The following is a 24,861-nucleotide window of genomic DNA, read 5'->3' as shown; positions in this document are numbered from 1 at the left end:
ACATTTTACTCACGAAAAGCGGTAGTAACTGGCATTCTGCGATCCCTGCCAAAAGCAATAGCGCTTACTTTTGGCCCAAGCGGATACTGCCTGCGCTTCCATTCAGCACGATCAACCAAACGCATAACTGTGTCAACAGTATGCTCGTCAAAACCGTCGGCAAGCAAATCTGCTCTACCGTGAGCAAGCTCAATATGCGCCTCTAAAACGCGATCAAGCAAATCGTACTCAGGCAAAGAATCAGAATCCTTCTGCCCCGGACGCAACTCCGCACTAGGCGGCTTAATAATAGAATTAACCGGAATTAATACGCCATCTTGCGGAGCTTCTGCTTTAGTAGCTTCTGCTTTAGTAGCATCTGCTTTCGCAGAATCTTCATACCCAACAATCGGAAGCATACCAACGCCAATTCCAGCGCTTGCAGCACGATTCCTCCAACGAGAAAGCGCCCAAACGCGCGTCTTAAGCAAATCCTTAATAGGAGCATACCCTCCTACTGCATCGCCGTATATAGTCGAATATCCGCAAGCAAGCTCCGATTTATTGCCAGTTGCGAGCGCCAAAACGCCTCGCGAATTCGAGTAAGCCATTACGATTACGCCGCGTACGCGAGCTTGCAAGTTTTCTGCAGCAACTCCTTCTAAGGAAAGTTGCGATTGGAAAGCTTTAAAAAGCGGCTCAATTGGTTGCACATCGTAGTGCGCTCCAATACGCTCAGCTAAATCGCGCGCATCGTCTTTAGAGCCATCCGAAGAGTACATGCTTGGCATGGAGATGCCCCACACATTTTCTCCTCCGCACGCATCAGCAGCCATAGTTGCAACTAAAGCCGAATCAATTCCGCCGGAAAGACCTAAGCACACGCCTTTAAAACCGTTCTTACGCATGTAATCTCGAAGACCCACAACGCATGCGCAATACACTTCTTCATCCGCGTCAAGTTTTGGAGCAATGCTCGAAACTTTCTGCTTTTTAAGCGAGGTATCGAAATCAACAAAAGCTAAATCTTCAGCAAACATTGGCGAGCGCTCAAGCAAAGTTCCGTCCGCATCTACAACAAAACTTCCACCGTCGAATACTAAATCATCCTGACCGCCAACTTGGTTCACGTACACAACAGGCGCATTAACTTCAGCCGCGCGCTTTTGAGCTAAGTTAAAGCGCACATGAGTTTTGCCTTCTTCGTAAGGAGAGCCGTTCATTGTAATTAACGCGTCAATTCCAAGTTTTGCAAGTTGAGCTACAGGGCCGCCGTCTTGCCAAATATCTTCGCAAATAGCAAATCCTAGGCGCAAGCCGTCAACTTCCATAAGTTCGCACTTATTTCCGGAAGAGAAAATACGAAACTCGTCAAAAACGCCGTAATTTGGCAGAAAATGCTTATCGTATTGCAAAACGGATTTTCCTTCGTGCAACACAAGCAGGCGGTTACGAGGCTTTCCGGAAGACTCGTCAAAGCCAACCGTTCCAACTACTACGTAAAGCTCCCCCAAGCCTTCTTCCGCAAGTTTTGACGCAAGTAAGTCTGCAGCTTTTTGAGCAGACGCGCGAAATGTGCCGCGTAATGCGAGATCTTCAATTGGGTAGCCGGTTAATGTCATTTCCGGAAAAACTACCATTCGAGCGCCTGATTGTTTTGCGCGCGCCGCGTATTGCAATACTTTCGCAACGTTATTATCAATATTTCCAACGCATGTATCTATCTGCGCTAATGCCAATCGCAAAAAACTCATATTTTATAGTTTAGTAGATTGCTTTATTGCAAGTAAGAGACGTGTTGCAAAACTTAAGCGAAAAACTTTTTTATCTTCCCACATTGCAAGCATTCGCATTACTAACACGTCATAAATAATACTAATAAGCAAAGTGTAGAATTATTAAATTTTCTCGCCTATATTGATAATTCGTTACTCGCGAAGGGGAAATTCAAAACGGATTTCAACAAACAAGGAGCAGAAAATTATGCGCAGGATTAAAGTTATTGCCTCGATTACAGCTTTGGCAGCATTGGCAACTTTCGCTTTAAGCGGTTGCGGAAGTGCTAAGAATGCGAATAGCCAGGACGACAAAACCGTTACTGTAGCAGCATCGCCTACTCCTCATGCTGAAATCCTTAATAAAGTAGTAAAGCCGATTTTGCAGAAGGAAGGCTACAAGCTGGTTGTTAAGGAGTTTACGGACTACGTGCAGCCAAATACTGCTACCGAAGAAGGCGAAGTTGATGCGAATTATTACCAGCATCTTCCTTACCTCGACAATTTCAACAAGGAAAAGGGAACGCATCTTGTTTCGGTAGGCGGAATTCATTTTGAGCCTTTTGGATTGTACCCAGGAAAGACCAAAACCATTAAGGCTTTGGCTGATGGTGCAACCGTTGCAGTGCCAAACGATCCTACGAATGAGGCTCGCGCGCTGCTACTTCTGCAAGATGCCGGTTTGATTAAGTTAAAGAATCCAAAAGATATTAACGCTACTGTGAAAGATATTACGAGCAATCCGAAGAATTTGAAGTTTAAGGAGCTTGAGGCTGCAACCGTTCCGACTGCAATTAAGGACGTGGATCTTGCTGCCATGAACGGCAACTACGCAATTCAGGCTGGTTTTAACCCAACTAAGGATCCGCTTACTTCCGAAAAAGTTGGTGGAATTGCTGCTAAAACTTACGAAAACATTATTGTTGTAAAGAAGGGTTCCGAAAAGCTCGCCAAAATTAAGGCGTTACTTAAGGCTTTGAAAACAAGCGAAGTCCGCGACTATATTACTAAGACTTATAAGGGCGCTGTGCTTCCTGTTTTCTAAATAATACTTACAATGTAGCCATATAATGCCGTAAATACGTGTGATTTTAGCGCGCTTTGCGGCATTATTTTTTCTAAGCGTGTAATATACGTAAAAGTGCATAAATTACGTAACGCTGGTACGTAACGCAGTGCTTATAACGTTACGTAACGCTTATAGCAGTACGTAACGCTAGTATGTTTCACATAACACAAAATAAGCTGTTAAGGAAAAGCATGATTCAGATTGAACATCTTCATAAAAGCTACGGCAAGGGTAGCGAAGCGCATGAAGCATTGCACGATATTAATCTTTCTATTGAGTCGGGTGAAGTATTTGGAATCTTAGGTTCTTCCGGCGCTGGAAAATCTTCGCTAGTGCGTTGCATGAATCTGCTCGAGCGCCCAACTTCCGGCAGAATCGTGATTGACGGCAAGGATATTACCGAAGTAAAAGATAAAGAGCTTGCTCAAGTACGCGCTAATATTGGCATGATTTTCCAGAATTTTAGTCTTTTCCAGCAGCGCACAGTATTGCGAAACGTAACTTTTCCGCTTGAACTTAATCACGTTGATAAAAAGAAGCGCGAAGAGCGCGCGCATTATTTGCTTAATTTAGTTGGTTTGCAAGATCTTGCAGACCGCTACCCTAGCCAGCTTTCTGGCGGCCAGCAGCAGCGCGTAGCAATCGCTCGAGCCTTGGCAAATAATCCGTCGATTATGCTTTGCGACGAAGCTACAAGCGCGCTCGACTCTACTACAACCGCGCAAATCCTTGATTTACTGCGCCGAATTAACCGCGAGCTTAACGTAACGCTTGTTATTATTACGCACTCGTTGGCAGTTGCTAGAAATATTTGCGACCGTGTGGCAATGATTGACGGCGGGCATATTGTGGAATTAGGCGACACAACAACCTTATTTGCAAATCCACAAAGCAATATTTTGCGAACTCTAATTGCAGACGAAAAGCAAGAAAATCATCGTAAAAAGCCTGCATCTAATACGTCTAATACGCTTTAATACGCTTTAATACGCTTACGAACGAGGTAAAATAACAATGATAGAATCTGCAACACAATTTTTAAGCGAATACGGCGATCTGCTTACTGAAGGCATAATTGACACTTTAGTTATGACTTCAGTAGCAACGCTTTTGGCGTATGTTATTGGCCTTCCTATTGGCGTATTGCTTATTACTTCCGACAAAAAAGGCATTTGCCCAAACGCGCCAATTAATGCGATTCTTGGGGGGATTGTTAATATTGTGCGATCGGTGCCGTTTATTATTTTGCTGGTTGCGTTAATTCCATTCACGCGCTTGATTGTTGGCACGTCTCTTGGAGTTCCGGGTGCTATTGTGCCGCTGGTTGTTACAGCAGCACCGTTTGTGGCGCGAATTGTTGAGCAGTCTTTGGCAGAAGTTGACGGAAGTTTAATTGAAGCTGCGCAAAGTTTCGGCGCAAGTAAATTGCAAATCGTTTACAAAGTGCTGCTTTGGGAAGCGTTACCTTCGCTAATTCGCGGAGCTGCTCTTACGTTTATTACGCTTTTTGGATTCTCCGCAATGGCTGGAACAGTTGGTGCCGGCGGTCTTGGTGATATTGCAATACGCTACGGCTATCAGCGCTACCAGTACGATGTTATGGCTGTTGCAGTGGTGCTGTGCATTATTCTTGTGCAAATCGTGCAAACTTTGGGAGATGTTATTTCTCGCGCTATTAATCATCACGAGAGGTAATAGCAAGCGTAATAGCAATCGGCAATAGAAAGAGTTGATTGCAAGATAGCAAGAGTTGATTGCAAGCGTTATAAGAAAATCGCAACATACCTACGCTAATAAAGGCCACATAATCGTGTAAACTGGCTGATAATTCGACATTTGCGGGGGTGCTTTCTTTTTAGAAGGCTGAGATAGGCGTAGCGAACCTGACCCTTAGAACCTGTTTAGTTAATACAACGTAGGGAGCAACGATTTTAGTATGACATCGAATTATCCATACGCCTCGATGCGAGACCAATTCAATTTAAACGCCTGCTTTATTGCAGACCCACAAGCTTGTAATAATCGTCCACTTACAGATATTGTTGACGACGCTTTGCGCGCCGGAGCAACATTAATACGTCTTCATTGCAATGACGAAAGCGCGAAGGAAATCACAACAATCGCGCGCGATATTGCGCAAATTATTGAAGATAACAATAAGTGCGATTCTGTAACTTTTGTTATTGACGAGCGAGTTGACGTTGCTTGGCAGGCTCGCAACCAAAGCATTAAAGTTGACGGCATTCATTTAGCACAAAGCGACATGGAACCTAGGGAGGCGCGAGCACTTCTTGGCGAAGACGCTGTTATTGGCTTGTCGGTTGAAACTGAAAGCTTGGTTAAGGTTATTAACGAGCTTCCGGATGGTTGCATTGACTACATTTGCGTAACTGCAATGCACAATCCTGAAGAAGGCAGCGAAAACACTACTGCCGCTTACGAATTGGAAGCAAATCACACAACGTTGGACGAAGCAAAAATTAATACTATTTGCTCCGCAAGTGATTTCCCAGTTTTAGTTGGCGGAAGAACTGAGCTTGAAGATGTTGACGTTATTGCGCGCACTAAAGCTGCCGGCTTCTTTGTTGCTCAAGCTTTGTACGCTTCCGAAACTCCAGAATCAACTATGCGCGAGTTTGTTGAGCATTGGAAAGCTGTGCGAGGCGAAGAAAAGCACGGTTATGCTAAGCGCGTAATCGTCGCCGAAAATTCCGACGCAAATTCTTCACAAAAACCTGAAGAAAAGAAACCAACTTTTATTAATGCGAAAGAAGCAAAGGATGCTGCGAAGTTAGCTAAGCAGCAGCGCGTCGATATTGCAGCTCGCGGATGCACTCAGCGAGACAAGGCGCATATTCGCAAAACCACTCCTGTTCATTTTGAATACGAGTACGGTTCTTACGATTTGGAAGTTCCGTATACGGAAATTAAGCTTTCGGATACTCCGGGCGTTGGCCCTAACCCGCCTTTTAAGGACTACAATACTGAAGGTCCAAAGTGCGATCCTAAAGAGGGCTTGGCTCCTCTTCGCCTTGACTGGATTCGTGACCGCGGCGACGTTGTGGAATATGAGGGTCGCAGGCGCAATCTTCAAGACGACGGCAAGCGCGCAATTAAGCGCGGCAAGGCTTCTAAGGAATGGCGCGGACGCACGCATAAGCCAATGAAGGGCGCGGATCATCCGATTACGCAAATGTGGTACGCTCGCCACGGAATCGTAACTCCAGAAATGCAATACGTTGCAACGCGCGAAAATTGCGACGTGGAGCTGGTACGTTCCGAAGTCGCGGCCGGACGCGCTGTAATTCCTTGCAATATTAATCACCCTGAAGCAGAACCGATGATTATTGGCTCGCGCTTCTTAACTAAACTCAACGCAAACATGGGCAATTCTGCCGTAACGTCTTCAATTGACGAAGAAGTAGAAAAGCTTACGTGGGCCACAAAGTGGGGCGCGGATACCGTTATGGATCTTTCCACAGGTAACGATATTCACACCACTCGCGAATGGATTTTGCGCAACTCCCCTGTGCCAATCGGAACCGTGCCAATGTACCAGGCTTTGGAAAAGGTTGAGGATGACGCTTCTAAGCTCAGCTGGGAGCTGTTCCGAGACACGGTTATTGAGCAGTGCGAGCAGGGCGTTGACTACATGACTATTCACGCTGGCGTGCTTCTTCGCTACGTGCCGCTTACAGCAAACCGCGTAACCGGTATTGTGTCGCGCGGCGGCTCGATTATGGCTGAATGGTGCTTGCAGCATCATCAAGAAAGCTTCCTTTACACGCACTTTGAAGAATTGTGCGAGATTTTTGCAAAGTACGATGTTGCGTTCTCCTTGGGCGACGGTTTGCGTCCAGGTAGCTTGGCTGACGCTAACGATGCGGCTCAGCTTTCCGAGCTTATGACGCTTGGCGAGCTTACAAAGATTGCTTGGCAGCATGACGTGCAAGTGATGATTGAAGGCCCTGGCCACGTGCCATTCGACACTGTGCGTATGAATATTGAAATGGAGAAGGCGATTTGCCAGAACGCTCCATTCTATACGCTTGGTCCTTTGACTACCGATACTGCCCCGGGCTATGATCACATTACTTCCGCAATTGGCGGCGTGGAGATTGCGCGCTACGGCACTGCAATGCTTTGCTACGTAACGCCTAAGGAACATTTGGGATTGCCAAACAAGGACGACGTGAAGCAAGGCGTTATTGCATACAAGATTGCTTGCCACGCGGCGGATCTTGCGAAGCATCATCCGCATGCTATGGATCGCGACAACGCTATTAGTAAGGCGCGATTCGAGTTCCGCTGGTTGGATCAGTTCAACTTAAGCTACGATCCGGATACTGCAATCGCATTCCACGACGAAACGCTTCCTGCAGAGCCTGCAAAAATGGCGCACTTCTGCTCGATGTGCGGACCAAAGTTCTGCTCGATGGCTATTTCGCAAAATATTCGTAAGCGCTTTGGCGGTGCCGCTCAGCAGGAGCAGCTTGTTGAAGAGGCGCGCAGTCAGGCGATTGCCGACGGTATGAAAGAGATGAGCAAGAAGTTCCAAGAATCTGGCTCGTCGCTGTACCAAAGCGTGAAAGCGTAGGTGGTTGCGTAGCGTAGGTGATTGCGTAGCGTATGTGATTTCGCGTTACTTTGCGTAAGTGCTTGCGTAGCGTAAGTGCGAAGTAACGCAATCACGCAATCGCGAAGTAGCTCAATCACTAAATCACGCAATCGCAAAATAACGCAATCGCGATTTAGTAAATAATACTTGCAACGAATAATAATTGAAGAAGGTTAAAATAAAGCGAGTTTTGTAGTAAATGTAACGTTACTACAAAGCTCGCTTTTTTATTGCTAATCTATTTGCAGCTTAAGCTTCACAAAACTTCAACAGAAATAATGCCAACAGGCTCAAGAGGAGCGTCAGAGCGATCTGTTGCAACCGACTCGAGCTTATCTACCACAGCTTTCGACTCGTCGTCCGCAACTTCGCCGAAAATCGTGTGATGGCCGTCAAGCCAAGGAGTTGGAACGGTTGTAATGAAGAACTGCGAGCCGTTAGTGCCATGCAAAAGACCGTCACGGCCGCGACGCTTTCCAGCATTCGCCATAGCGAGCAAATAAGGCTTGTTGAACTTCAAAGATGCGTCAATTTCATCGTCGAACTCGTAGCCAGGTCCGCCGGTGCCATTGCCGAGTGGGCAACCGCCTTGAATCATGAAGTCCTTAATAATGCGGTGGAATGTAAGACCATCGTAAAATGGCTCGTTAGAAGGCTTTCCACTAAATGGGTCAATCCATTCGCGCTCACCGGTGGCGAGGCCAACGAAATTCTTTACTGTTTCAGGCGCTTTGGTATCAAACAGGTTGATTTTAATATCGCCTTCAGAAGTATGCATAATAACTGTAGTCATATTCGTAATTTTCCCATATATTCGCGACTACTCTAAACGCTTGAGTCGAGGGGTGCAGTTCCAAAAGTGTGCAAGAAATAGGCTCATAACCTTTATGGCAGTAGGATTGTAGCGTATTGAATGTGGGTATTCTTATGCGCAGTTAGCGTTCTGCGTTATGGTCTCTAGTTAACGGTTTTCGGACTCGCGCGCAGTTAGCGTTCTGCATTACGGTCTCTAGTTAACAGTTTTCAGACTCGCGCGCAGTTAGCGTTCTGCATTACGGTCTCTAGTTAACAGTTTTCAGACTCGCACGCAGTCGTCGCGCTGCGCGAGGGTCTCATGAACGTTATTTTCTCAGTTCGTTAGCTGAGTTAGTAACGGTGTTGTGCTTATTACCGTTATTTTCTCAGTTCGTTGACTGAGTTAGTAACAGTGTTTGGGGTGTGCTTATTCCACAGAATATCCATCAGATTAGCTTTACGCACTTTGTCATATAAAAATGCCCTCGCCTACTGGAGTGAATCCGAAGGCGATGGCATAACTTAATTTATGAGCTAATCTGCTTAAGCTGAGTGTAGTTAAGCAGATTAGCTGAGTGTAGTTAAGCAGGTTAGCTACGTAGCTTACTTGCTGCAGTGACGGGAGATTCCGCGGCGCTTGCTCACGAAGAGTGCAGCACCAGCAGCAGCAACACCAGCAGCAAACATGCCAAACACAGACACGTCAGTACCAGTCTTGCTAAGCTTCGAGCCCTTAACACTCTTCAAAACCTGCTCACGCACAGCAGCACGAACCTTAGAAGCATTATCCTGAGCCGCAGCCAAAGACTTACGAGCATCAGCAAGCTTCTGAGCCGCAGCATCAACCTGAGCCTGAGTTGCATTAGGATCAGCCGCAACCTTCTTAGCCTCAGCCAAAGCAGTATTCACAGCAGCCTGAGCCGCAGCCACCTGAGCATCCGCACGCTTCACAGCTTGAGAATTCTCCACAGCAGCATTCACTTTAGCCGCAGCAAGACCATTAGCAGCAGCACCATTAGCAGCATTAGCAGCATTACCTGCACCAGCGGCAGCAGCGCCAGCGTTACCTGCAGCATTACCTGCGGCACCAGCAGCAGCGCCAGCGTTACCTGCAGCATTACCAGCGGCACCAGCAGCGGCGTTAGAGCCAGCACCAGCAGCAGAGTTAGAACCAGCGGCACCAGCAGCAGAGTTAGAGCCAGGCTTAGAACCGGATTCAGCACCCTCAATCTGCAAGTTCAACTCACCCTTATCCACAGTAGTCGGAGCATTATCATTCACACCAAACCCAAGTGAAGAATCACCCTCATGACCACTACCAGAGTTAGTCGTGCCAGAGTTAGTCGTGCCAGTAGAACCGAAACCAGAGTCACCAGAACCAGGAACCGTGCCAGGAACCGTGCCAGTGTTGCCAAAGCCGAAGTCACCTGTGCCAGTGTTACCAGCGCCAGTGTTACCGGTTCCAGGAGTAGAGCCAGTGTTACCGGTTCCAGGAGTGCCGTCGCCAGCATACTCTTCACCACTCAAACCATTAGCTTGAAGAATATTACGCTTAGCTTCACGAAGCTTAGCCAAAGCAGCATTCACCTGCTCCTGCGTAGCATTAGCATCAGAAAGCACACTGCGAGCCTCAGAAAGCGCAGCATTATACGCATCCTTAAGAGAAGCATCCGCAACAAGATACGATCCACGACCGCGGAAAGCAACATCGTCGCTAACCTCCAACTGCAAATAAGACTTATTCACAGTAGCAGAATCATGCAAATCCTGCTGAGCCTTATTCAAATCCTCAGCAGCCTGATTCACCTGATCCTGAGTTGCATTCGGATCCTTATTCACTTCGTTAGCATGATCCAACGCATGATCATAAGCCTGCTTCTTATCCGAAGGAGCGTTATTGTACTCATCCGAATCATGAACATCACTACCATCGTTAATGCCCTGCTGCAAATGAGACTTATCAACAGAAGGCGAAGGAGCTGGAGTTGGGGTTGGCTCAGGAGACGGGGTTGGCGTTGGAGTTGTCTCCTTACCATCAAGAGCCGCTTCAGCTGCCTTAAGATTTGCAAGAGCATCATCCAAAGCCTTCTGCTTATTCTCCTTGGTGTCAAGATTATCGCCTGGAGCAGCAGGTGTCTTACCAGTTAGCTTATCGATAAGATCCTGAGCATCTTGAAGAGCCTTATCATACGCAGACTTCTTAGTATCAGAAGCCTTGGTGTACGTCACATTGCCCGTAACAGTAGGAGCATTACCAATCTCTTCTTGCAACTGCTTGGTATCAACACCATCCAAAGCAAGGCGAGCCTTAATAAGCTTGTCAAGAGCAGCGTCAATCTTCTTCTGCTCAGCTGCTTCCTTAGTAGCATCCGAGATAACTGCAGAAGAAGCATTTGTCAAAGCCTGCTCAGCATCTTGCAAAGCCTTGTCAAACGCATCCTTCTTATCTTGAGAAGCGGTGGTATAAACCGAATCGCCCTTAGTTGCAGGAGTTGCAGTAGTATCTGGCTTCAAGCCCTTATCAGACTTAATCTCAGCAGCAAGAGCATCAGTCTTAAGACCAGCACTTTGAGCATTAGGATCGATAGCACGCATTGCCTTAAGAAGGTCATTGTACAGCTCATTAACCTGATCCGCATTCTTATCATCGCCCTTAGCTTTGTCTAGCACGGCACCAGCAGCAGTAGCAGCAGCGTCAAACGCTTTCTTTTGCTCATTGCCTTCTTGCAGACCCTTGTACTTTTCACCTTTAGCAAACTCGTCAGCCTTAGCCTTCAGCTCTCCAAGACGAGCCATAGCATTATCGGTGTTTGCAGCGTTGGCTAGAACATTGTCAATGTCGTCATAAGTTGTTCCGTCAGCGTTCTTGTGATCAGAAGCATCAGTGTCCTTGAGGATTGCCTTGAAAGCTTCCTTTTGAGCATTATTAAGATGCTTGAAATCTTTATCAAGCTTGTCAAGAGCATCCTTAATCTTCTTGTGCTTCTTAGCACGATTGACTACTGCTTCAGGATCACCAGAATGATCGGAATCATCGATTTCACCCTTGTACTTCTGCTTTTCTTCAGGAGTCAAACCAGGAATATTATCGATTTCTTCCTTAGCTTTCTGCTTCTCTTTCTGAAGATCTTTTGGATTGCTAATGTGATCGTTCTGCTTCTTATTGTTATTATGCTCAGTATCAATCTTGTCTTTAACAGCGCTATTAGCATCAGTTAACGAAGTATTGACACTGTTGATAGCATTCAAAAGATCAGAAGGCTTAGTTGCTGTCTTAACACTAGATTTAGCTGTTTCAATAGCAGTCTTAACAGCTTGAACCTTATCATTAACAGCAGTCTTGTCAGCCTCAGACAGTTTGCTTACAGCATCATCCAAAGCTTGACCCAATGCTTCAATCTTTGCTATTGCAGCGCGCTTAGCATTCTGCTCGTTAACATCATTAGCACGCTTAGCAGCTTCAAGAGCATCGCGGATATCAGTTGCAGATGCAGGATTTGCTTTCAGCTTATCAGCCAAAGTCTTAAGCGTAGAATCTTCTGCAGACTTGGAGTCAAGCACGCTGTTAAGAGCAGCGTCCTCGCCTTTTGCAGTGCCGTGGTCAAGGAACACAAACTCTGCTTTTTGTGCTCCATCCTTAACACCCTTAAGCTCATCTGCTAGCTTTGCCTCATCGACAATCTTCTGGACGTCTGCAGGAGTCTTAACATCTGCACCATTAAGCTTATTCTTAAACTCCTTCTTTTCATCATCAGACAAATTAGGAAGGTTGTCGATTGCTTTCTTGGCAGCTTCTTTAGCAGCATCAAGCTCGTGCTGCTTCTTTTCTTCGCCGCCATTCTTGTTCTTGTTGATGATTTGCTGAACATTATGATCAGTCTTATTAGTATTACCCTGATTCTTAGCATCATTCAGAATCTTCTGAATACCCTTCTGATCAGTAGCCTGATCAATCTTCTTCTTGTAATCTTCCTTCTGCTTAGGAGTCAGATACGGATTCTTATCGATAATCTTCTTCGCATCCTCCTTCATCTGCTGGAGTTGCTTATCATCAGGCTTTGGAGTTGGCTTAGATTCTTCCTTCTTCCTGAAGGTGACGTTAACAGTAAATGTAGTGTTATCTTTGCATGTAACAGTTAACGTACTTCCAGTACCCTTTGAGATGGTAGTGATGCCAACAGGATTCTTAGCATCATCATATGGCTCCATGTCAACAGTACCAGGCTTTGGCTGAAGAGCAGAAGTAATTGAGTATGTGGTACTGCTTACTTCACCAGCACCTGTGTAGTTGGCATCAAGGAATGCCTTAATAGCCTTTTTGAAGTCATCGTCCGTCAGCTTATTCGTATCAGCAACTTCAATATCTGACACATTATTGTAGCTGCGAGTAATCTTCTTTGCATCGGTAAGCTGTTGAATAAGCTTACGAAGAGCAACATTGTTCTCAGGAGTATCAGTCATGCTATTTATATCAGCAGGATACTTACTTGGATCAATACCAATCCTCTTAAAGTCCCTGTCTGTAAGCTGTTCAGTATTCTTCTTCTGATTCCAAAGCGCAAGAGCTTGTTTCTTCAACTGATCAAATGTATTGTCTGTAGGAGTTTGAGTCTTTGCTACATAAAGATCTTTCAGAGGCACATCAAACAGTTTCTTCGAACTATTATCACCGCTTTTAAAACCTTGAACAGCTATGGTTCCATCAGTATTAACACTAAACGACACTACACCAGCGCCATTATGCTGACCCTGAACATAGCGTTGCATATTTTCAACACCCGATACAGGCGTATTATTTTCCTTAAGCGTATATAAGCCAGTAGCCAACTCACTTTCGTTTACGTTAGTATAGTTCTTTTGAATGAACTTCTTAAACGCCGCAATCTGATCTTGTCCTGAAGGAGAATTCACGTTATCTACTTTTACTGGATCCACATAATACTTATAATCAGTCATATTACCTGGATGATGCAAAGTGGTATCCGGAGCTGGCTTCTGATTAGCAGCCTTCTGCTTGAAGAACATGCTCATCAGATAAGTCTTATCGTTGTATCCGTCTGCTTTAAAAGTGACTGTGCCAGCACCAGTGGAATCGACACCATATTCAACAGTTACACCGCTAACTGCATTACCACTTTCAGAATCCTTTGCATAACCAGCCAATCTAGTCTTCAAATTGTCAATTTGCTGTTTGTTGTTCTTATCGTTTATTTCATTCGTAGATGTATTAAACGGATTGAAGTTTACCTCAACAATGCTAGCAGGAGTTACTTTAAACTCTTTCTTAGCTACAGCAGGTTGTGGTGGCTGAGGATTTGGCGCAGGAGTCACTTCCTTCTTCTTTAAGAACTGCCATGAAGGAACTTTAGTTTGTGAGCCATCAGCCCAGGTGATGATGGCGTTCTGGAAGTCTTGATCAAAGCTTACAGGAGTTTTGCCTTCCTTCTTAGCTTTAGTATAAACATCCAAGTCTTTATTTGCTTCGTCGAAAGCAGCTGTTACTTTTCCTTGCTCATCTGTAGTCAAGCTAGAAAGATTCTCAACCGCAATTGGATCAGGCACAACGTAAGGCGCCCAATCAGCGATTGTTGCACCTTGATATACCAGTTGATCGTAAGGAATGGTCAGCGAAGAGCCGTCCTTGTAATTAATAGTCAATTCCTGCTTATTGTTATCAAACGTATAAGCCTCAGCGTCTTTATCCTTAACTTTCTTAAGGAAGTCTTTGTCTGCATTAGCTTTCTTAAAGCCGTCAATAATCGCCTTCTGATCATCATCGCTTAGCTTCTGCGGATTCACAACGCCCATAGGAGCAGGATAGACAGGTGGGAACTTAACGTTATCTTTTTTATCTTCAACTACAAGCAAATTACCAGGCATTGTAAGCGTAGTCTTGTCTTTGAAAGTAAGCGTTGCAGTACCGTTTGCGTCAACTGTTATACCAGCATCTCCGTCAAGCAAATTATTGAAGTGTGGAGTGCTTGTGTTGGCATTCTTGATTGCTGTCTTAACTTTGCCTTGTTCTTCCTCAGTCACTGAGCCAAGCTTCGCAACTGGCGTACGATCTGGATACTTAACCTTCAAGCTGTCTGCAATCTTTGGAGCGCGGTGAATCTGACCAGTAGCAATATGCCAATTACCAGCAAAACGGTAAACGCCAGCAGCAAAACGAAGAGGATGCTCGTCACGCTTCTGCCACGCGTCCTCCGTCAACTCTGCAACGTAATCCATCTCATAGAAGCGCTTACCTGCAGACTCCCAATCGATAAACATTCCCTGCATACCCTTGGAAGCTTCGTAGAAGTCTTTCCAATTGCCTGCATTAGTGCCGTTAGCATCGTAACCATTGCTATTCTTATCATCGATGCCAAGGAGCATACCTAAACCGTTCATAGACTTAAGCTTGCTTGGCTCTTCAACGTAGAATCTGGAAATACTCTTCCAATCCTTCGAATCTTTGTAATGCTTAGTTACGTTATCGCTATCTTGATTAGGACCATGAGAAGTAGAAGGAGTAGTAGAAGGTTTTCCGTAAGCAGTATAGTCCTCAAAACGGCTGTATTCAATATTGTGTACGTTAGTTAAACCTGCTGGAACACCGTACCACCACATTGGTCGGAATGCCCACTTATCAAATGAATTATCTTTAGAACTAAGATTTGCAGTGTACTTTACATGTACATATTTGCCAAGAGGATCTTGATTGGCAATAGTATCATTATCAGCATCAACTTTGTTGCTGTAGTAATGAACTTCAATTTTAAGACGGTCTTTACTGTAATTTGCGTCTGACTTGTAACCGTAGTAAATGTTTCCGTCAGGTGCTACATACCCATCAGCATAAGCAGGCGCAGGAGAAATGAATACCCCCCCCCCGAGCACCATTGCACCGGCAAGCATTGCAGCGCACATGCTCTTAGAAAGTGGCGCATAAATAACGCTGTTACTAGACTTTTGCATAGACTTTTGCAAATCAGCAAGATGCTTTGAGCTCATAATCTTCTTCTTCGTCATTATTCCTCACTTCAACATGTATTCTTTATGTTCCGGCTTATGCACAATTTGTCTTATGCATAATTTGTAATATGCAATCATGCGACAGCCAATAAATTAGCATTCGCTTCTTTGTTCAACGCCAATCTGCCACTTAGAACGCTTCATGCTCTCTTAATGCATTTCAGCGTACATAAACTTGCAAACTGACACCCGTACAGGTCGTATGATACTCAGCTATTCATACATTGCAAGCCTTTTCATACAGTAATTTATGTATCGTAAATCACATAATTCGCGAATCACGCATGGATTTGCGCATAAATTGCTTGAATAAGACGTCATAATGTTTATTAAAAAAAAATTACGACACGCCGCAAGACTATTTACTGCTTACGAAAGGCTATTAACTACTTACGCAAGATTATTGCTTACTTACGCAAGATTATTGCTTACTTACGCAAGATTATTGCTTACTTACGCAAGATTATTGCTTACTTACGCAAGATTATTGCTTTTACTTACGCAAGACTACGAGTTACTTAAGATACGGCTTTAACTCGTTAATAAGCACGCCGTTAGAAGCAACTACGTCATTTTCGCGGCGCCAATGAATGGGGCTGCCATCCCACTGGCACACCTGGCATTGCGCTTCTTCCACAACCACAGCTCCAGCAGAAACAGCCGGAATATCCCATTGGTGCAAATGCGGCTCAAAGTAAGCGTCGTAAGTGCCGTCTGCCACCTTGCACAAGTCAAGCGAAGCCGGCCCAATGCGCTTAATATCCGCAGGGCAGCCTTCTTCAAGCGAAGAAACTACGTCAAGAGCGCGCTTAGATTCGCCCGGTATGTAAGACATTCCGTAGCACACAACGGATCCTTGCAAAGTAGAAGTTGTGGAAGGAGTAATCTTCTCGCGCTTCTCGCCTTGCGGAGTTCTACGAATGCGAATAGCACCTTGGCCCTTTGCAGCCAAATAAGTTAATCCCAATGCAGGAGCGTGCACAACGCCAAGCACCGGGCGAGCGGAACCTTCATCGTTAAACTCAAAAAGCGAAACTGTAAGAGTCCACTCTGCCATGTCTCGGTTGAAATTAATAGCGCCGTCAACGTTTCCAACGCACCAAAAACGGTCGCCCGGATTGCAATGCTCCGGACGAGTCCTCCAAAAACCTTGGAAAGGATTCACGTACGTTAAACGGTTTTGAATAAAGCGCACGAGCTTATCGCCAAAACCGGAGTCTGACTGCGTAGGATCGCCCAACGCAAGCGACGTCATATCTTGAGGGCTTAACTGATCCTGATAAGCATGCTTACCAACGTCTTCCAAAATACGCGCAACTTCAAGCGCAACTTCTCGTAAATTCAACTTACACTCCCTACCCTTCGTGCGCGAATTTCAACGTAAATTCCTGAATCTTCTGCATTCACGCACACTTTTCTCTCAAAAACTAACTGTTATTTTACTCATCAATAGAAAGATTCACCAACACATTTATGCTCTGTGGATAAAAGCTACAGAACTTTCACAAAAATAATCATTAATCATTAATCTTTAATCATTGCTTCATTATTTTACATTGCTTATGTACATTCATCAACTTTTCGCTCTATAAATGCAGAATTTATTTTACATCTTAATATGTTTCGTAATTCATTCGTAGGAATATTCGTGAGGTGAGATTTGAGATTTTTTGCACTGAACGAAGGCACGCTCGCGCGGGTAACGCGCTCGCTACTGAGCTTGCGTTGAAAGCACACTGTGCTTTCAACCTGAGCAAGCTCACGCTCCGAATTGCTTTCGCGCGCTACGCTTTAAGCGCGAAAGCAGGTCATCGCGCCCTCAAAACTCGCGCCACATTAAAACATATTAATTCGCATTCAAAAAACGCAATACAGCGCTTAAATCGCGAGTAAGAATGCGGTAAGGAGTAGCCGCTTGAACTGCTGGTTTTGCGCAAAAAGCCACGCCTAATCCAGCGAATTTAATCATTGAAATATCGTTCGCCCCATCCCCCACGGCAACAGTTTGCTCGCGCTCAACGCCAAGATCACTTGCCCAAGCTCGAAGCGCTTCCACTTTTGCGTTAGCGTTAACAATATTTCCTAGAACATTGCCAGTAAGCTTGCCGTCAATCGCCTCTAAATGGTGAGCCACACAAAAATCAATATTCAAACTCGGCAGCAATTCGTCCAAAATCTCGTGAAAACCGCCAGAAACTGCGCCAACTTTCCAACCGTGCGCATGAAGTGCGTCAATTAAAACATTCGCGCCTTTAGTTACGTGAATACGCGAAATAATACGCTTTTTACACTCGTCAATGTTTAAGTTCCGAAGCATATTCACGCGCAAACGCAACGAGTCGTCGAAAGTAATCTCGCCACGCATTGCGCGCGCTGTAATCAAAGACATCTCATCGCCGCAGCAAGCTTCCTCGCCGAGCAAATCAATAACTTCTTCCTCAATAAGCGTTGCGTCAACATCCATAACCAAAAGCCCAGGCTTGGCTAAAGTTGGCAGCATCGCAGAAAAGTTCATGCTCATAATTTTATGCACAATAATTATGCGCAGTAGGCTTCGGCAGAAAGCCTTGCTCCGCGCGCCCAATCGGCCGCTTTCATAGCTTTCTTACCTTGCGCTTTTACTTCCAAAAGCTCAAGCGCGCCGCTTAAAGTACCGACCCAAACTTGCTTTTTGCCAGCAAGTAATTTTCCAGGATCAAGCTTCATCAATTCCTCACCATGCGGATCGTTAGCGTCTGCCGGCTTTGCGCGCAAAACATGCAAAGTAATCGGTTCCGCGTTATTCTCGTCGTCCGCATGAAGCTCGCACCACGCTCCCGGATTCGGAGTGCAAGCGCGAATTTGACGGTCAACCGCAAAAGCTGGCGCGTGAAAATCAATATGAGCATCTTCAACCGTGATTTTTTGCGCAACTTCTTGAGGAGTTTGATCCTGCTCAACCGGCACAATTTCGCCAGTTTCCATGCCGCGAAGAGATGCTGCAAGAAGAGGAGCGCCGTCGATTGCAAGGCGCGCAAGAAGATCGCCGGAATTTTCGTGAGGCTCAATTTTCGTAGTAAACTGCGCCAAAATAGGGCCGCAATCCATGCCGCGCGTAATGCGAAAAACAGTAGCGCCCGTAATGTCATCCCCAGCCCAAATTGCGCGCTGAACAGGAGCTGCGCCTCGCCATTGCGGAAGAAGCGAAAAATGAAGATTGTACCAGCCGAGCGGCAACGCGTCTAAAACGCTCTGTCGCAAAATCTTACCGTACGCCACAACTGCCGCAGCTTTCGCGCCAGTTTCGGCAAGCTTATTAAGGAAGTTAGCTTCGTCTTTGCTAGGGTCAATTTCGATTACTGTAAGGCCTAGCTCAAGAGCCGCTTGTTTTACTGGACTTGGCACAAGCTTTCGGCCGCGACCAGTTGGAGCGTCCGGGCGCGTAATAACAGCTCGAACGTCAAAATGCTCACTATCTTTGGCTAGCTCACGAAGAGACGGAACCGCAACTTCCGGAGTGCCTGCAAACAAAATTGGTAATGCCATATTTCCTCTACTATTTTAATAGACGTAAAAATTAATAGGCGTAAAAATTAATAGGCGTAAAAATCAGACAACTAATAGCCTCAAAAATCAGCCTACAAAAGCTTCCTTCAATTTACTAAAGAAACCTTTACGCTCACCCGACTGCTCATTAAGCGAACTTTGCTGCACTTGCTTTACGTCACTATCGTGCAACTTAGCAAATTTTTCAACCAAAGCGCGCTCTTCATCACTCAACTTTGTAGGCGTTTTTACCAACACGTGCACAATTACGTTTCCGCGATCTTTAGAACGCAACTTCGTAACGCCAAGATTTGGCAAAGTAATAGTGTCGTCATTTTGGCAGCCTGCAGGAATCGTAACTTTTTTAGAGCCGTCGAAAGTAGTAATTTCCAAATCGTGGCCAAGAATAGCCCAGCTCATAGGAATCGTAATCCAGCAATGCAAATCGTCTTCATCTCGCGTGAACTGCTTGTCGGCGCGAATGTGAATATCAACGTACAAGTCGCCGGCAGGGCCGCCGCACTCACCAACGCTACCTTGAGAAGCAAGGCGCAAGCGACTTCCATCACGAATTCCAGCCGGCACGTTCACGCCAACTTCGCGAACCGCGCGAACACGACCATGACCGTGGCAGTTTTGGCAAAGATTCTTAATAATCGTGCCGTGGCCTTCGCACTTGTCGCAAGGCATTGAAGAAACCATTTGGCCGAGCATTGTGCGCACAACCTTCTGGCAGAAGCCGGAACCGTGGCATTGATCACACTGTTCAGGAGCAGAACCGTCTGCAGAACCGGAACCGTTGCAATCCTGGCAAACGCCAAAAGTTGTTATGCGTACGCTCACATTTCCGCCAAAAATAGCGGTTTTCAAATCAATGCGAGCTTCCGCTAAAGCGTCGTCGCCAGGCTGCACCCTAGAAATTGGGCCTTGCGAAGTTCCAAAAGAGCCGCCAAAGAACTGGCTAAAAATATCGCCCATGTCAGCAAAACCAGCGCCGGCAGCGCCAGCACCTGCACCAGCTCTAGCTGCGGCAGGATCGTTAGGATCGATGCCCATATCTACCATTCGGCGCTTTTCTGGATTCGAAAGCACGTCGTAAGCAGCGTTTACTTCCTTAAATTTGTCTTCAAACTCAGCTCCAGCAATATCCGGATGATATTTGCGACTCATCTTACGGTAGGCTTTGCGAATTTCGTCTTCGCTAGCGTTGTGGTCGACGCCTAAAACTTTGTAGTAATCAGTCAATTAATTCCCCTTTTATTTTTCTAAAATCATTTTTGCATAAGGCACAGCCAGCTATAGCTTTTATACTTGCTATACCTTTTATACTTTTACGAATTTTCGGATATAAACGAATTAAGGTAGCGCGCAACAGCCTTAACAGCCGTCATCGTTGCCGCATAATCCATGTGAGTAGGGCCGATTGAGCCAATAAACGCGGAATCAGAATCCGCATTGTATCCGTAAGCGCTTGTTACAACAGAAGCATTAAGCAAACCAGGAGTGTGCGTTTCCGAACCGATTGCAACGCTAACACCACTTTCGCAATCGCTCGCTTCCTCACTTAGCGAAGTCATAAGTCGCATAATAACAGCCTGCTCTTCAAGCGCGTCAAAAAGAGACGCAAAATCAGCAATACTTTGCCGATGCGCAAGCTGAGAAGCTCCTGCCATATACAAGTCGTGAGTATGCTCACCGTCGTGCATATCGTCTAAAGCGTTAGCAAGCTGACTAATAATTTGCAAAGCTGACGCTAAATCCTTACGATTTGCAAGAGCATAAACGCGTTTTGAAGCATCTAAAAGAGACGCTCCAATGCAACACTCGTTAACCATATTCGTTAGATGCAATAAGTCGTCTGGATTTATGTTGGACGCTTGAATCATGTGCTGAGCTACGCCTCCAGCGTCTGTAATAACAACAACCAAAAGCGTAGAAGACGATACTTGAACAATCTCAATTCTTTTTACTTTTGATTTAGATAATGCTGGGGATGCGACGAGCGCGACTTGGCCGGTAATACTTGCGAGAAGACGCGCGGAACGTTGCAAAGTATCTTGCAAACTAACAGATCCGCTCAAAAAGTTACGTATAGCGCGACGCTGCGGTTCAGAAAGCGGAATAACTGCAGCTAAGCCGTCAACAAAATAGCGATACCCCTTTTGGGTAGGGATGCGACCTGCGGAAGTGTGCGGCTGCACAAGGTAGCCTTCTTCTTCCAAAGCCGACATATCGTTACGAATAGTAGCGGAACTTACACCAAGCTGATGATGTTTTGCTAAAGCTGCAGAACCAACAGGCTCTTGAGAACGAATATAATCCTCAACGACTGCGCGCAAAATCATCATGCGTCGCGACTGCATTACTGCTCCTCCCAAATACGTCTAACAAATACGTCTAAATCCTATATTTATATAGTAGTCTATTTATTAGCTATTTATTAGCACTCAACAGAACATAAAAGCAAACTTTTGACACACTTTGTAACATATTCGTCGCGCGCGAAAGATAGGATTGAAGGGCAATGAGAGGGTAAAAAGCCAGCGTAAGCTGTGCTTAAAAACCCGAATTATTGGAAGGAAAGTAGATCAAATGACCGATTTCAACTGGTCTGCATTAGACGAGCGCGCCGTAAAGATGGCGAAGGTTCTCTCGGCTGATGCTGTTGAGCGAGCAGGACACGGACATCCTGGCTCCCCTGTTTCATTGGCACCAATTGCGTACACACTGTACCAACACTTCATTAAGCACGATCCTGCTGACCCAAAGTGGGCCGGCCGCGATCGTTTTATTCTTTCTGGCGGTCACGCTTCGCTTACGCAATATGTGCAGTTGTTCTTCTCTGGTTACGGCTTGACTCTTGACGATCTCAAGTATTTCCGTGGCGGCGCTGACACGCGTACTCCAGGCCACCCAGAGTATGGCTTAACCCCAGGCATCGAAATGACCACCGGCCCACTCGGCCAGGGTCTTGCCTCTGCTGTTGGCTTTGCTTACGGCCAGCGCTTTGAGCGCGGTCTTCTCGATCCAGAAGCTCCAGCCGGCGCTTCCCCATTCGATCACAAGGTTTGGGTTATTTGCGGCGAAGGCGACGTTGAGGAAGGCGTTTCTTCTGAAGCTGCTTCCTTGGCTGGAAACCAGAAGCTCGGCAATTTGACCGTAATCTTCGATGCAAACCACATTCAGATTGAAGGCGACACCAAGCTCACCTTCTCTGAAGATATTCTTGCTCGTTACCGTGCATACGGTTGGTACACCGATGAAGTTAGCTTCGTTCAGCCAGACGGCTCCTACAAGGAAGACGTTCAGGCTTTGGCTGCAGCTATTGAAAAGGCTCAGGAAGTTACCGACAAGCCTCACTTCATTAAGGTTAATACTTTGATTGCTTGGCCAACCCCAGGCAAGACCGACAACGAAGCTTCCCACGGCTCCAAGCTTGGCGAAGAAGCTGTTAAGGGCTTGAAGGAACTTTGCGGTTTCGACCCAGAAGTTGCATTCCCAATCGACGAAGAAGCTTTGGCTCACGCTCGCAAGGTTGCAGAACGCGGCTTGGCTGCTCACAAGGCTTGGGATGAAGCTCTTGCAAAGTGGGCTGCTCAAAACCCAGATAAGGCTGCTCTTTACGAGCGCATTAAGGCTGGCAAGCTTCCTGAAGGCTTCGACAAGGCTATTGACGACTTGGTTGCTGGCTTCGAAGTTGGCTCTAAGGTTGCTACTCGTAAGGCTTCCGGCGCAGTTCTTAACGCAATTGCTGCCGTTATGCCAGAACTTTGGGGCGGTTCCGCTGATTTGGGCGGTTCCAACAACACCAACATTAAGGGCGCTGACTCCTTCGGTCCATCCGAAGACGCAACCCGCACTTGGCCAAACGTTTCCGAGCACGGCCGTCAGCTTCACTTCGGTGTGCGCGAGTTCGCAATGGGTGCTATTACCAACGGTATTTTGCTTGGTTCTGACACTCGCCCATTCAACGGCACCTTCTTCCAGTTCTCTGACTACGAGCGCCCAGCAGTTCGCTTGGCTGCTTTGATGGAGATTCCAAACCTCTACGTTTGGACCCACGATTCCGTAGCTTTGGGCGAAGACGGTCCAACTCACCAGCCAATCGAACACTTGGCTGCATTCCGCGCTATTCCTCAGCTTGAGGTTGTGCGCCCTGCAGACGAGTACGAAACTGCTGAAGCTTACCGCTACTTCTTCGAAAAGAAGAACAGCTACCCAACTGCCATGATTTTGACTCGCCAGGGTGTTCCAACCCTCGCTGAGACTGCTGAAAAGGCTCGCGAAGGCGTGAAGCACGGCGCTTACGTTTTGGTTGATTGCGAAGGCACTCCAGACGTGATCATCATGGCAACCGGTTCCGAAGTTCAGTGGGCTGTTGCCGGCGCCAAGACTTTGGCTGCTGAAGGCATTAAGGCTCGCGTTCTTTCCATGCCATCCCTCGAATGGTTCGAAGAGCAGGACGAAGAGTACAAGGAAGCAATCCTTCCAAAGTCCGTCAAGGCTCGCGTTTCCATCGAAGCTGGCTTGGCATTGCCTTGGTACAAGTATCTTGGCGATTGCGGCAAGGCTGTTTCTATCGAACAGTACGGCTTGCAGGGTGACGGCGGTCAGAACATGATCGACTTGGGCATTACTGCTGAGCACGTAGTAGAAGCTGCTAAGGCTTCTATCGAAGAAGCTCGCGCCTAAGATAGCAAGTAAGCAAATAAAAAAGCTTGATGTATCAAAATAAAATTGATATATCACAAAACTAGAAGTGCAATCGCACTTCACAGGAAGCAGCGACGGCGTGTTGATACCAAGCTACCGTTGGCTTGCTATCAACCGCTGTTTCCTGTAAAAACGCCAAAATACCGACGTGCCCCAATTGGTGGAGCACAGTGTTAAGGAGATAACATGACTGAAGCAACGCAGCGCACCAGCGATTCCGGCGTTTCTATTTGGTTGGACGATTTGTCCCGCACCCGCATTGAATCCGGTTCTTTGCAGGATCTTATTGCTCACAAGAATGTTGTTGGCGTTACCACCAACCCATCCATCTTCCAGAAGGCTTTGAGCCAGGTTGGCCCATACGATGCACAGCTTAAGGAACTCGGCAAGGTCGACGTTGAAACCGCTATCCGCGAGTTGACCACCACCGATGTTCGTAACGCAACCGATATCTTCCGCGAGATCGCTGAAAAGACCGACTTCGTTGACGGCCGCGTCTCCATCGAAGTTGACCCACGCTTGGCTCACGATACTGCTAACACTGAGAAGCAGGCTGAAGAGCTTTGGGCAAAGGTTGATCGTCCAAACGTTATGATCAAGATTCCAGCAACTTTGGAAGGTCTTCCAGCTATCACCGCTACCCTTGCTAAGGGCATTTCCGTGAACGTAACCTTGATCTTCTCCCTCGAGCGCTACGAGCAGGTTATCGACGCCTTCATCGAAGGTATTGCTCAGGCAGATGCTAACGGCCATGACTTGAAGCACATTGGTTCCGTAGCTTCCTTCTTCGTCTCCCGCGTTGATAGCGCTGTTGACAAGCTCCTCGAAGCTAACGGCTCCGATGAAGCTAAGGCTCTTGAAGGCAAGGCTGCTGTTGCTAACGCTCGCTTGGCTTACGAACTCTTCGAGAAGAAGTTCGCAGCTGACCCACGTTGGGCTGCTCTTGAAGCTAAGGGCGCAAAGAAGCAGCGTCCACTTTGGGCTTCTACCGGCACCAAGAACGCAGCTTACTCCGATTGCAAGTACGTTGACGAGTTGGTTGCTGAGCATGTTGTGAACACCATGCCAGAAAAGACTTTGAACGCTCTTGCTGATCACGGCAACGGCGCTCCTTCCGTTAAGGGCACTTACGAAGAGAGCCACGCTGTTATGAACAAGCTTGCTGAGCTTGGCATCAACATCAAGGACGTTACCGACAAGCTTGAGGCCGACGGTGTTGCAGCCTTCATCAAGTCTTGGGATTCCGTGATTGCTGACGTGCAGTCCGGCATCGATCGCGTAAACGCCTGATTTTGCTAATCGTCTGATAACGGAACTGCTAGTCGGCGGAACTGCTAATCAGCGAAATTGCTAAATAACGAAAACCGCAC

Annotated in this window: 14 protein-coding genes and 1 riboswitch; of the genes, 6 read left to right on the top strand and 8 right to left on the bottom strand. The window is 46.5% G+C overall.

What is annotated here, in order from left to right:
- Positions 1 to 5: 5 nt before the first annotated feature.
- A complete protein-coding gene (locus tag ACTJLE_RS02205; protein WP_481267245.1) occupies positions 6 to 1,733 on the bottom strand; it encodes an NAD+ synthase in 1,728 nt (575 codons plus the stop codon).
- Positions 1,734 to 1,962: 229 nt separating this feature from the next.
- Here ACTJLE_RS02205 and ACTJLE_RS02200 point away from each other — a divergent pair, with 229 nt between their 5' ends.
- The 4 genes from ACTJLE_RS02200 to thiC all read left to right on the top strand — a co-directional run bounded on the left by ACTJLE_RS02200 (position 1,963) and on the right by thiC (position 7,420).
- On the top strand, positions 1,963 to 2,799 hold the full coding sequence (locus ACTJLE_RS02200; protein WP_119487516.1) for a MetQ/NlpA family ABC transporter substrate-binding protein: 837 nt from the start codon (positions 1,963 to 1,965) through the stop codon (positions 2,797 to 2,799).
- Positions 2,800 to 3,014: 215 nt separating this feature from the next.
- Positions 3,015 to 3,800, top strand: a complete 786-nt coding sequence (locus tag ACTJLE_RS02195) for a methionine ABC transporter ATP-binding protein (RefSeq protein WP_481267244.1) — start codon at positions 3,015 to 3,017, stop codon at positions 3,798 to 3,800.
- 37 nt (positions 3,801 to 3,837) lie between these two features.
- Entirely contained in the window at positions 3,838 to 4,518 is a 681-nt protein-coding gene (locus tag ACTJLE_RS02190) for a methionine ABC transporter permease (protein WP_481267243.1), read from the top strand.
- Positions 4,519 to 4,653: 135 nt separating this feature from the next.
- A riboswitch (TPP riboswitch) is annotated at positions 4,654 to 4,762 on the top strand.
- Positions 4,760 to 7,420 carry a phosphomethylpyrimidine synthase ThiC gene (thiC, locus tag ACTJLE_RS02185; protein WP_481267242.1) on the top strand — a complete coding sequence of 887 codons (2,661 nt, stop codon included), beginning with the start codon at positions 4,760 to 4,762 and terminating at the stop codon, positions 7,418 to 7,420. It overlaps the preceding riboswitch by 3 nt.
- A 277-nt stretch (positions 7,421 to 7,697) precedes the next feature.
- Here thiC and ACTJLE_RS02180 read toward each other — a convergent pair whose 3' ends face one another.
- The 7 genes from ACTJLE_RS02180 to hrcA all read right to left on the bottom strand — a co-directional run bounded on the left by ACTJLE_RS02180 (position 7,698) and on the right by hrcA (position 21,126).
- Positions 7,698 to 8,234, bottom strand: coding sequence for a peptidylprolyl isomerase (locus ACTJLE_RS02180; RefSeq protein ID WP_481267241.1), 537 nt, complete (start codon positions 8,232 to 8,234; stop codon positions 7,698 to 7,700).
- A gap of 605 nt (positions 8,235 to 8,839) precedes the next feature.
- Positions 8,840 to 15,250, bottom strand: a complete 6,411-nt coding sequence (locus ACTJLE_RS02175) for a MiiA motif-containing surface protein (RefSeq protein WP_481267240.1) — start codon at positions 15,248 to 15,250, stop codon at positions 8,840 to 8,842.
- Positions 15,251 to 15,767: 517 nt separating this feature from the next.
- On the bottom strand, positions 15,768 to 16,598 hold the full coding sequence (locus ACTJLE_RS02170) for an inositol monophosphatase family protein (RefSeq protein ID WP_481267239.1): 831 nt from the start codon (positions 16,596 to 16,598) through the stop codon (positions 15,768 to 15,770).
- A 501-nt stretch (positions 16,599 to 17,099) separates the two neighbouring features.
- Positions 17,100 to 17,753, bottom strand: coding sequence for a phosphoserine phosphatase SerB (gene serB / locus ACTJLE_RS02165; protein WP_481267270.1), 654 nt, complete (start codon positions 17,751 to 17,753; stop codon positions 17,100 to 17,102).
- Positions 17,754 to 17,791: 38 nt separating this feature from the next.
- Positions 17,792 to 18,778, bottom strand: a complete 987-nt coding sequence (fmt, locus tag ACTJLE_RS02160) for a methionyl-tRNA formyltransferase (RefSeq protein WP_481267238.1) — start codon at positions 18,776 to 18,778, stop codon at positions 17,792 to 17,794.
- Positions 18,779 to 18,865: 87 nt separating this feature from the next.
- Positions 18,866 to 20,023: a molecular chaperone DnaJ gene (dnaJ, locus tag ACTJLE_RS02155; RefSeq protein WP_481267237.1), complete on the bottom strand. Its 1,158-nt coding sequence runs from the start codon at positions 20,021 to 20,023 to the stop codon at positions 18,866 to 18,868.
- An 86-nt stretch (positions 20,024 to 20,109) separates the two neighbouring features.
- Positions 20,110 to 21,126, bottom strand: a complete 1,017-nt coding sequence (gene hrcA / locus ACTJLE_RS02150) for a heat-inducible transcriptional repressor HrcA (protein WP_481267269.1) — start codon at positions 21,124 to 21,126, stop codon at positions 20,110 to 20,112.
- Positions 21,127 to 21,370: 244 nt separating this feature from the next.
- Between hrcA and tkt the strand changes: the two genes are divergently transcribed.
- The gene (gene tkt, locus ACTJLE_RS02145; protein ID WP_481267236.1) at positions 21,371 to 23,470 is read left to right on the top strand and encodes a transketolase; all 2,100 of its coding nucleotides are present in this window, start codon (positions 21,371 to 21,373) and stop codon (positions 23,468 to 23,470) included.
- Positions 23,471 to 23,677: 207 nt separating this feature from the next.
- Entirely contained in the window at positions 23,678 to 24,781 is a 1,104-nt protein-coding gene (gene tal / locus ACTJLE_RS02140) for a transaldolase (protein WP_119487528.1), read from the top strand.
- Positions 24,782 to 24,861: the final 80 nt, after the last annotated feature.

Source organism: Gardnerella sp. CCPDSM, from assembly GCF_056754715.1.
The sequence above is the reverse complement of the archived record's forward strand: the minus strand, read 5'-3'. Positions and strand labels throughout refer to the sequence as shown.

Excerpts from the sequence above, each read along its gene's own strand:
- ACTJLE_RS02205 (WP_481267245.1), bottom strand. The coding sequence starts at position 1,733 with ATGAGTTTTTTGCGATTGGCATTAGCGCAGATAGATACATGCGTTGGA.
- ACTJLE_RS02200 (WP_119487516.1), top strand. The coding sequence starts at position 1,963 with ATGCGCAGGATTAAAGTTATTGCCTCGATTACAGCTTTGGCAGCATTG.
- ACTJLE_RS02195 (WP_481267244.1), top strand. The coding sequence starts at position 3,015 with ATGATTCAGATTGAACATCTTCATAAAAGCTACGGCAAGGGTAGCGAA.
- ACTJLE_RS02190 (WP_481267243.1), top strand. The coding sequence starts at position 3,838 with ATGATAGAATCTGCAACACAATTTTTAAGCGAATACGGCGATCTGCTT.
- thiC (WP_481267242.1), top strand. The coding sequence starts at position 4,760 with ATGACATCGAATTATCCATACGCCTCGATGCGAGACCAATTCAATTTA.
- ACTJLE_RS02180 (WP_481267241.1), bottom strand. The coding sequence starts at position 8,234 with ATGACTACAGTTATTATGCATACTTCTGAAGGCGATATTAAAATCAAC.
- ACTJLE_RS02175 (WP_481267240.1), bottom strand. The coding sequence starts at position 15,250 with ATGACGAAGAAGAAGATTATGAGCTCAAAGCATCTTGCTGATTTGCAA.
- serB (WP_481267270.1), bottom strand. The coding sequence starts at position 17,753 with ATGCTGCCAACTTTAGCCAAGCCTGGGCTTTTGGTTATGGATGTTGAC.
- fmt (WP_481267238.1), bottom strand. The coding sequence starts at position 18,778 with ATGGCATTACCAATTTTGTTTGCAGGCACTCCGGAAGTTGCGGTTCCG.
- hrcA (WP_481267269.1), bottom strand. The coding sequence starts at position 21,126 with ATGATGATTTTGCGCGCAGTCGTTGAGGATTATATTCGTTCTCAAGAG.
- tkt (WP_481267236.1), top strand. The coding sequence starts at position 21,371 with ATGACCGATTTCAACTGGTCTGCATTAGACGAGCGCGCCGTAAAGATG.
- tal (WP_119487528.1), top strand. The coding sequence starts at position 23,678 with ATGACTGAAGCAACGCAGCGCACCAGCGATTCCGGCGTTTCTATTTGG.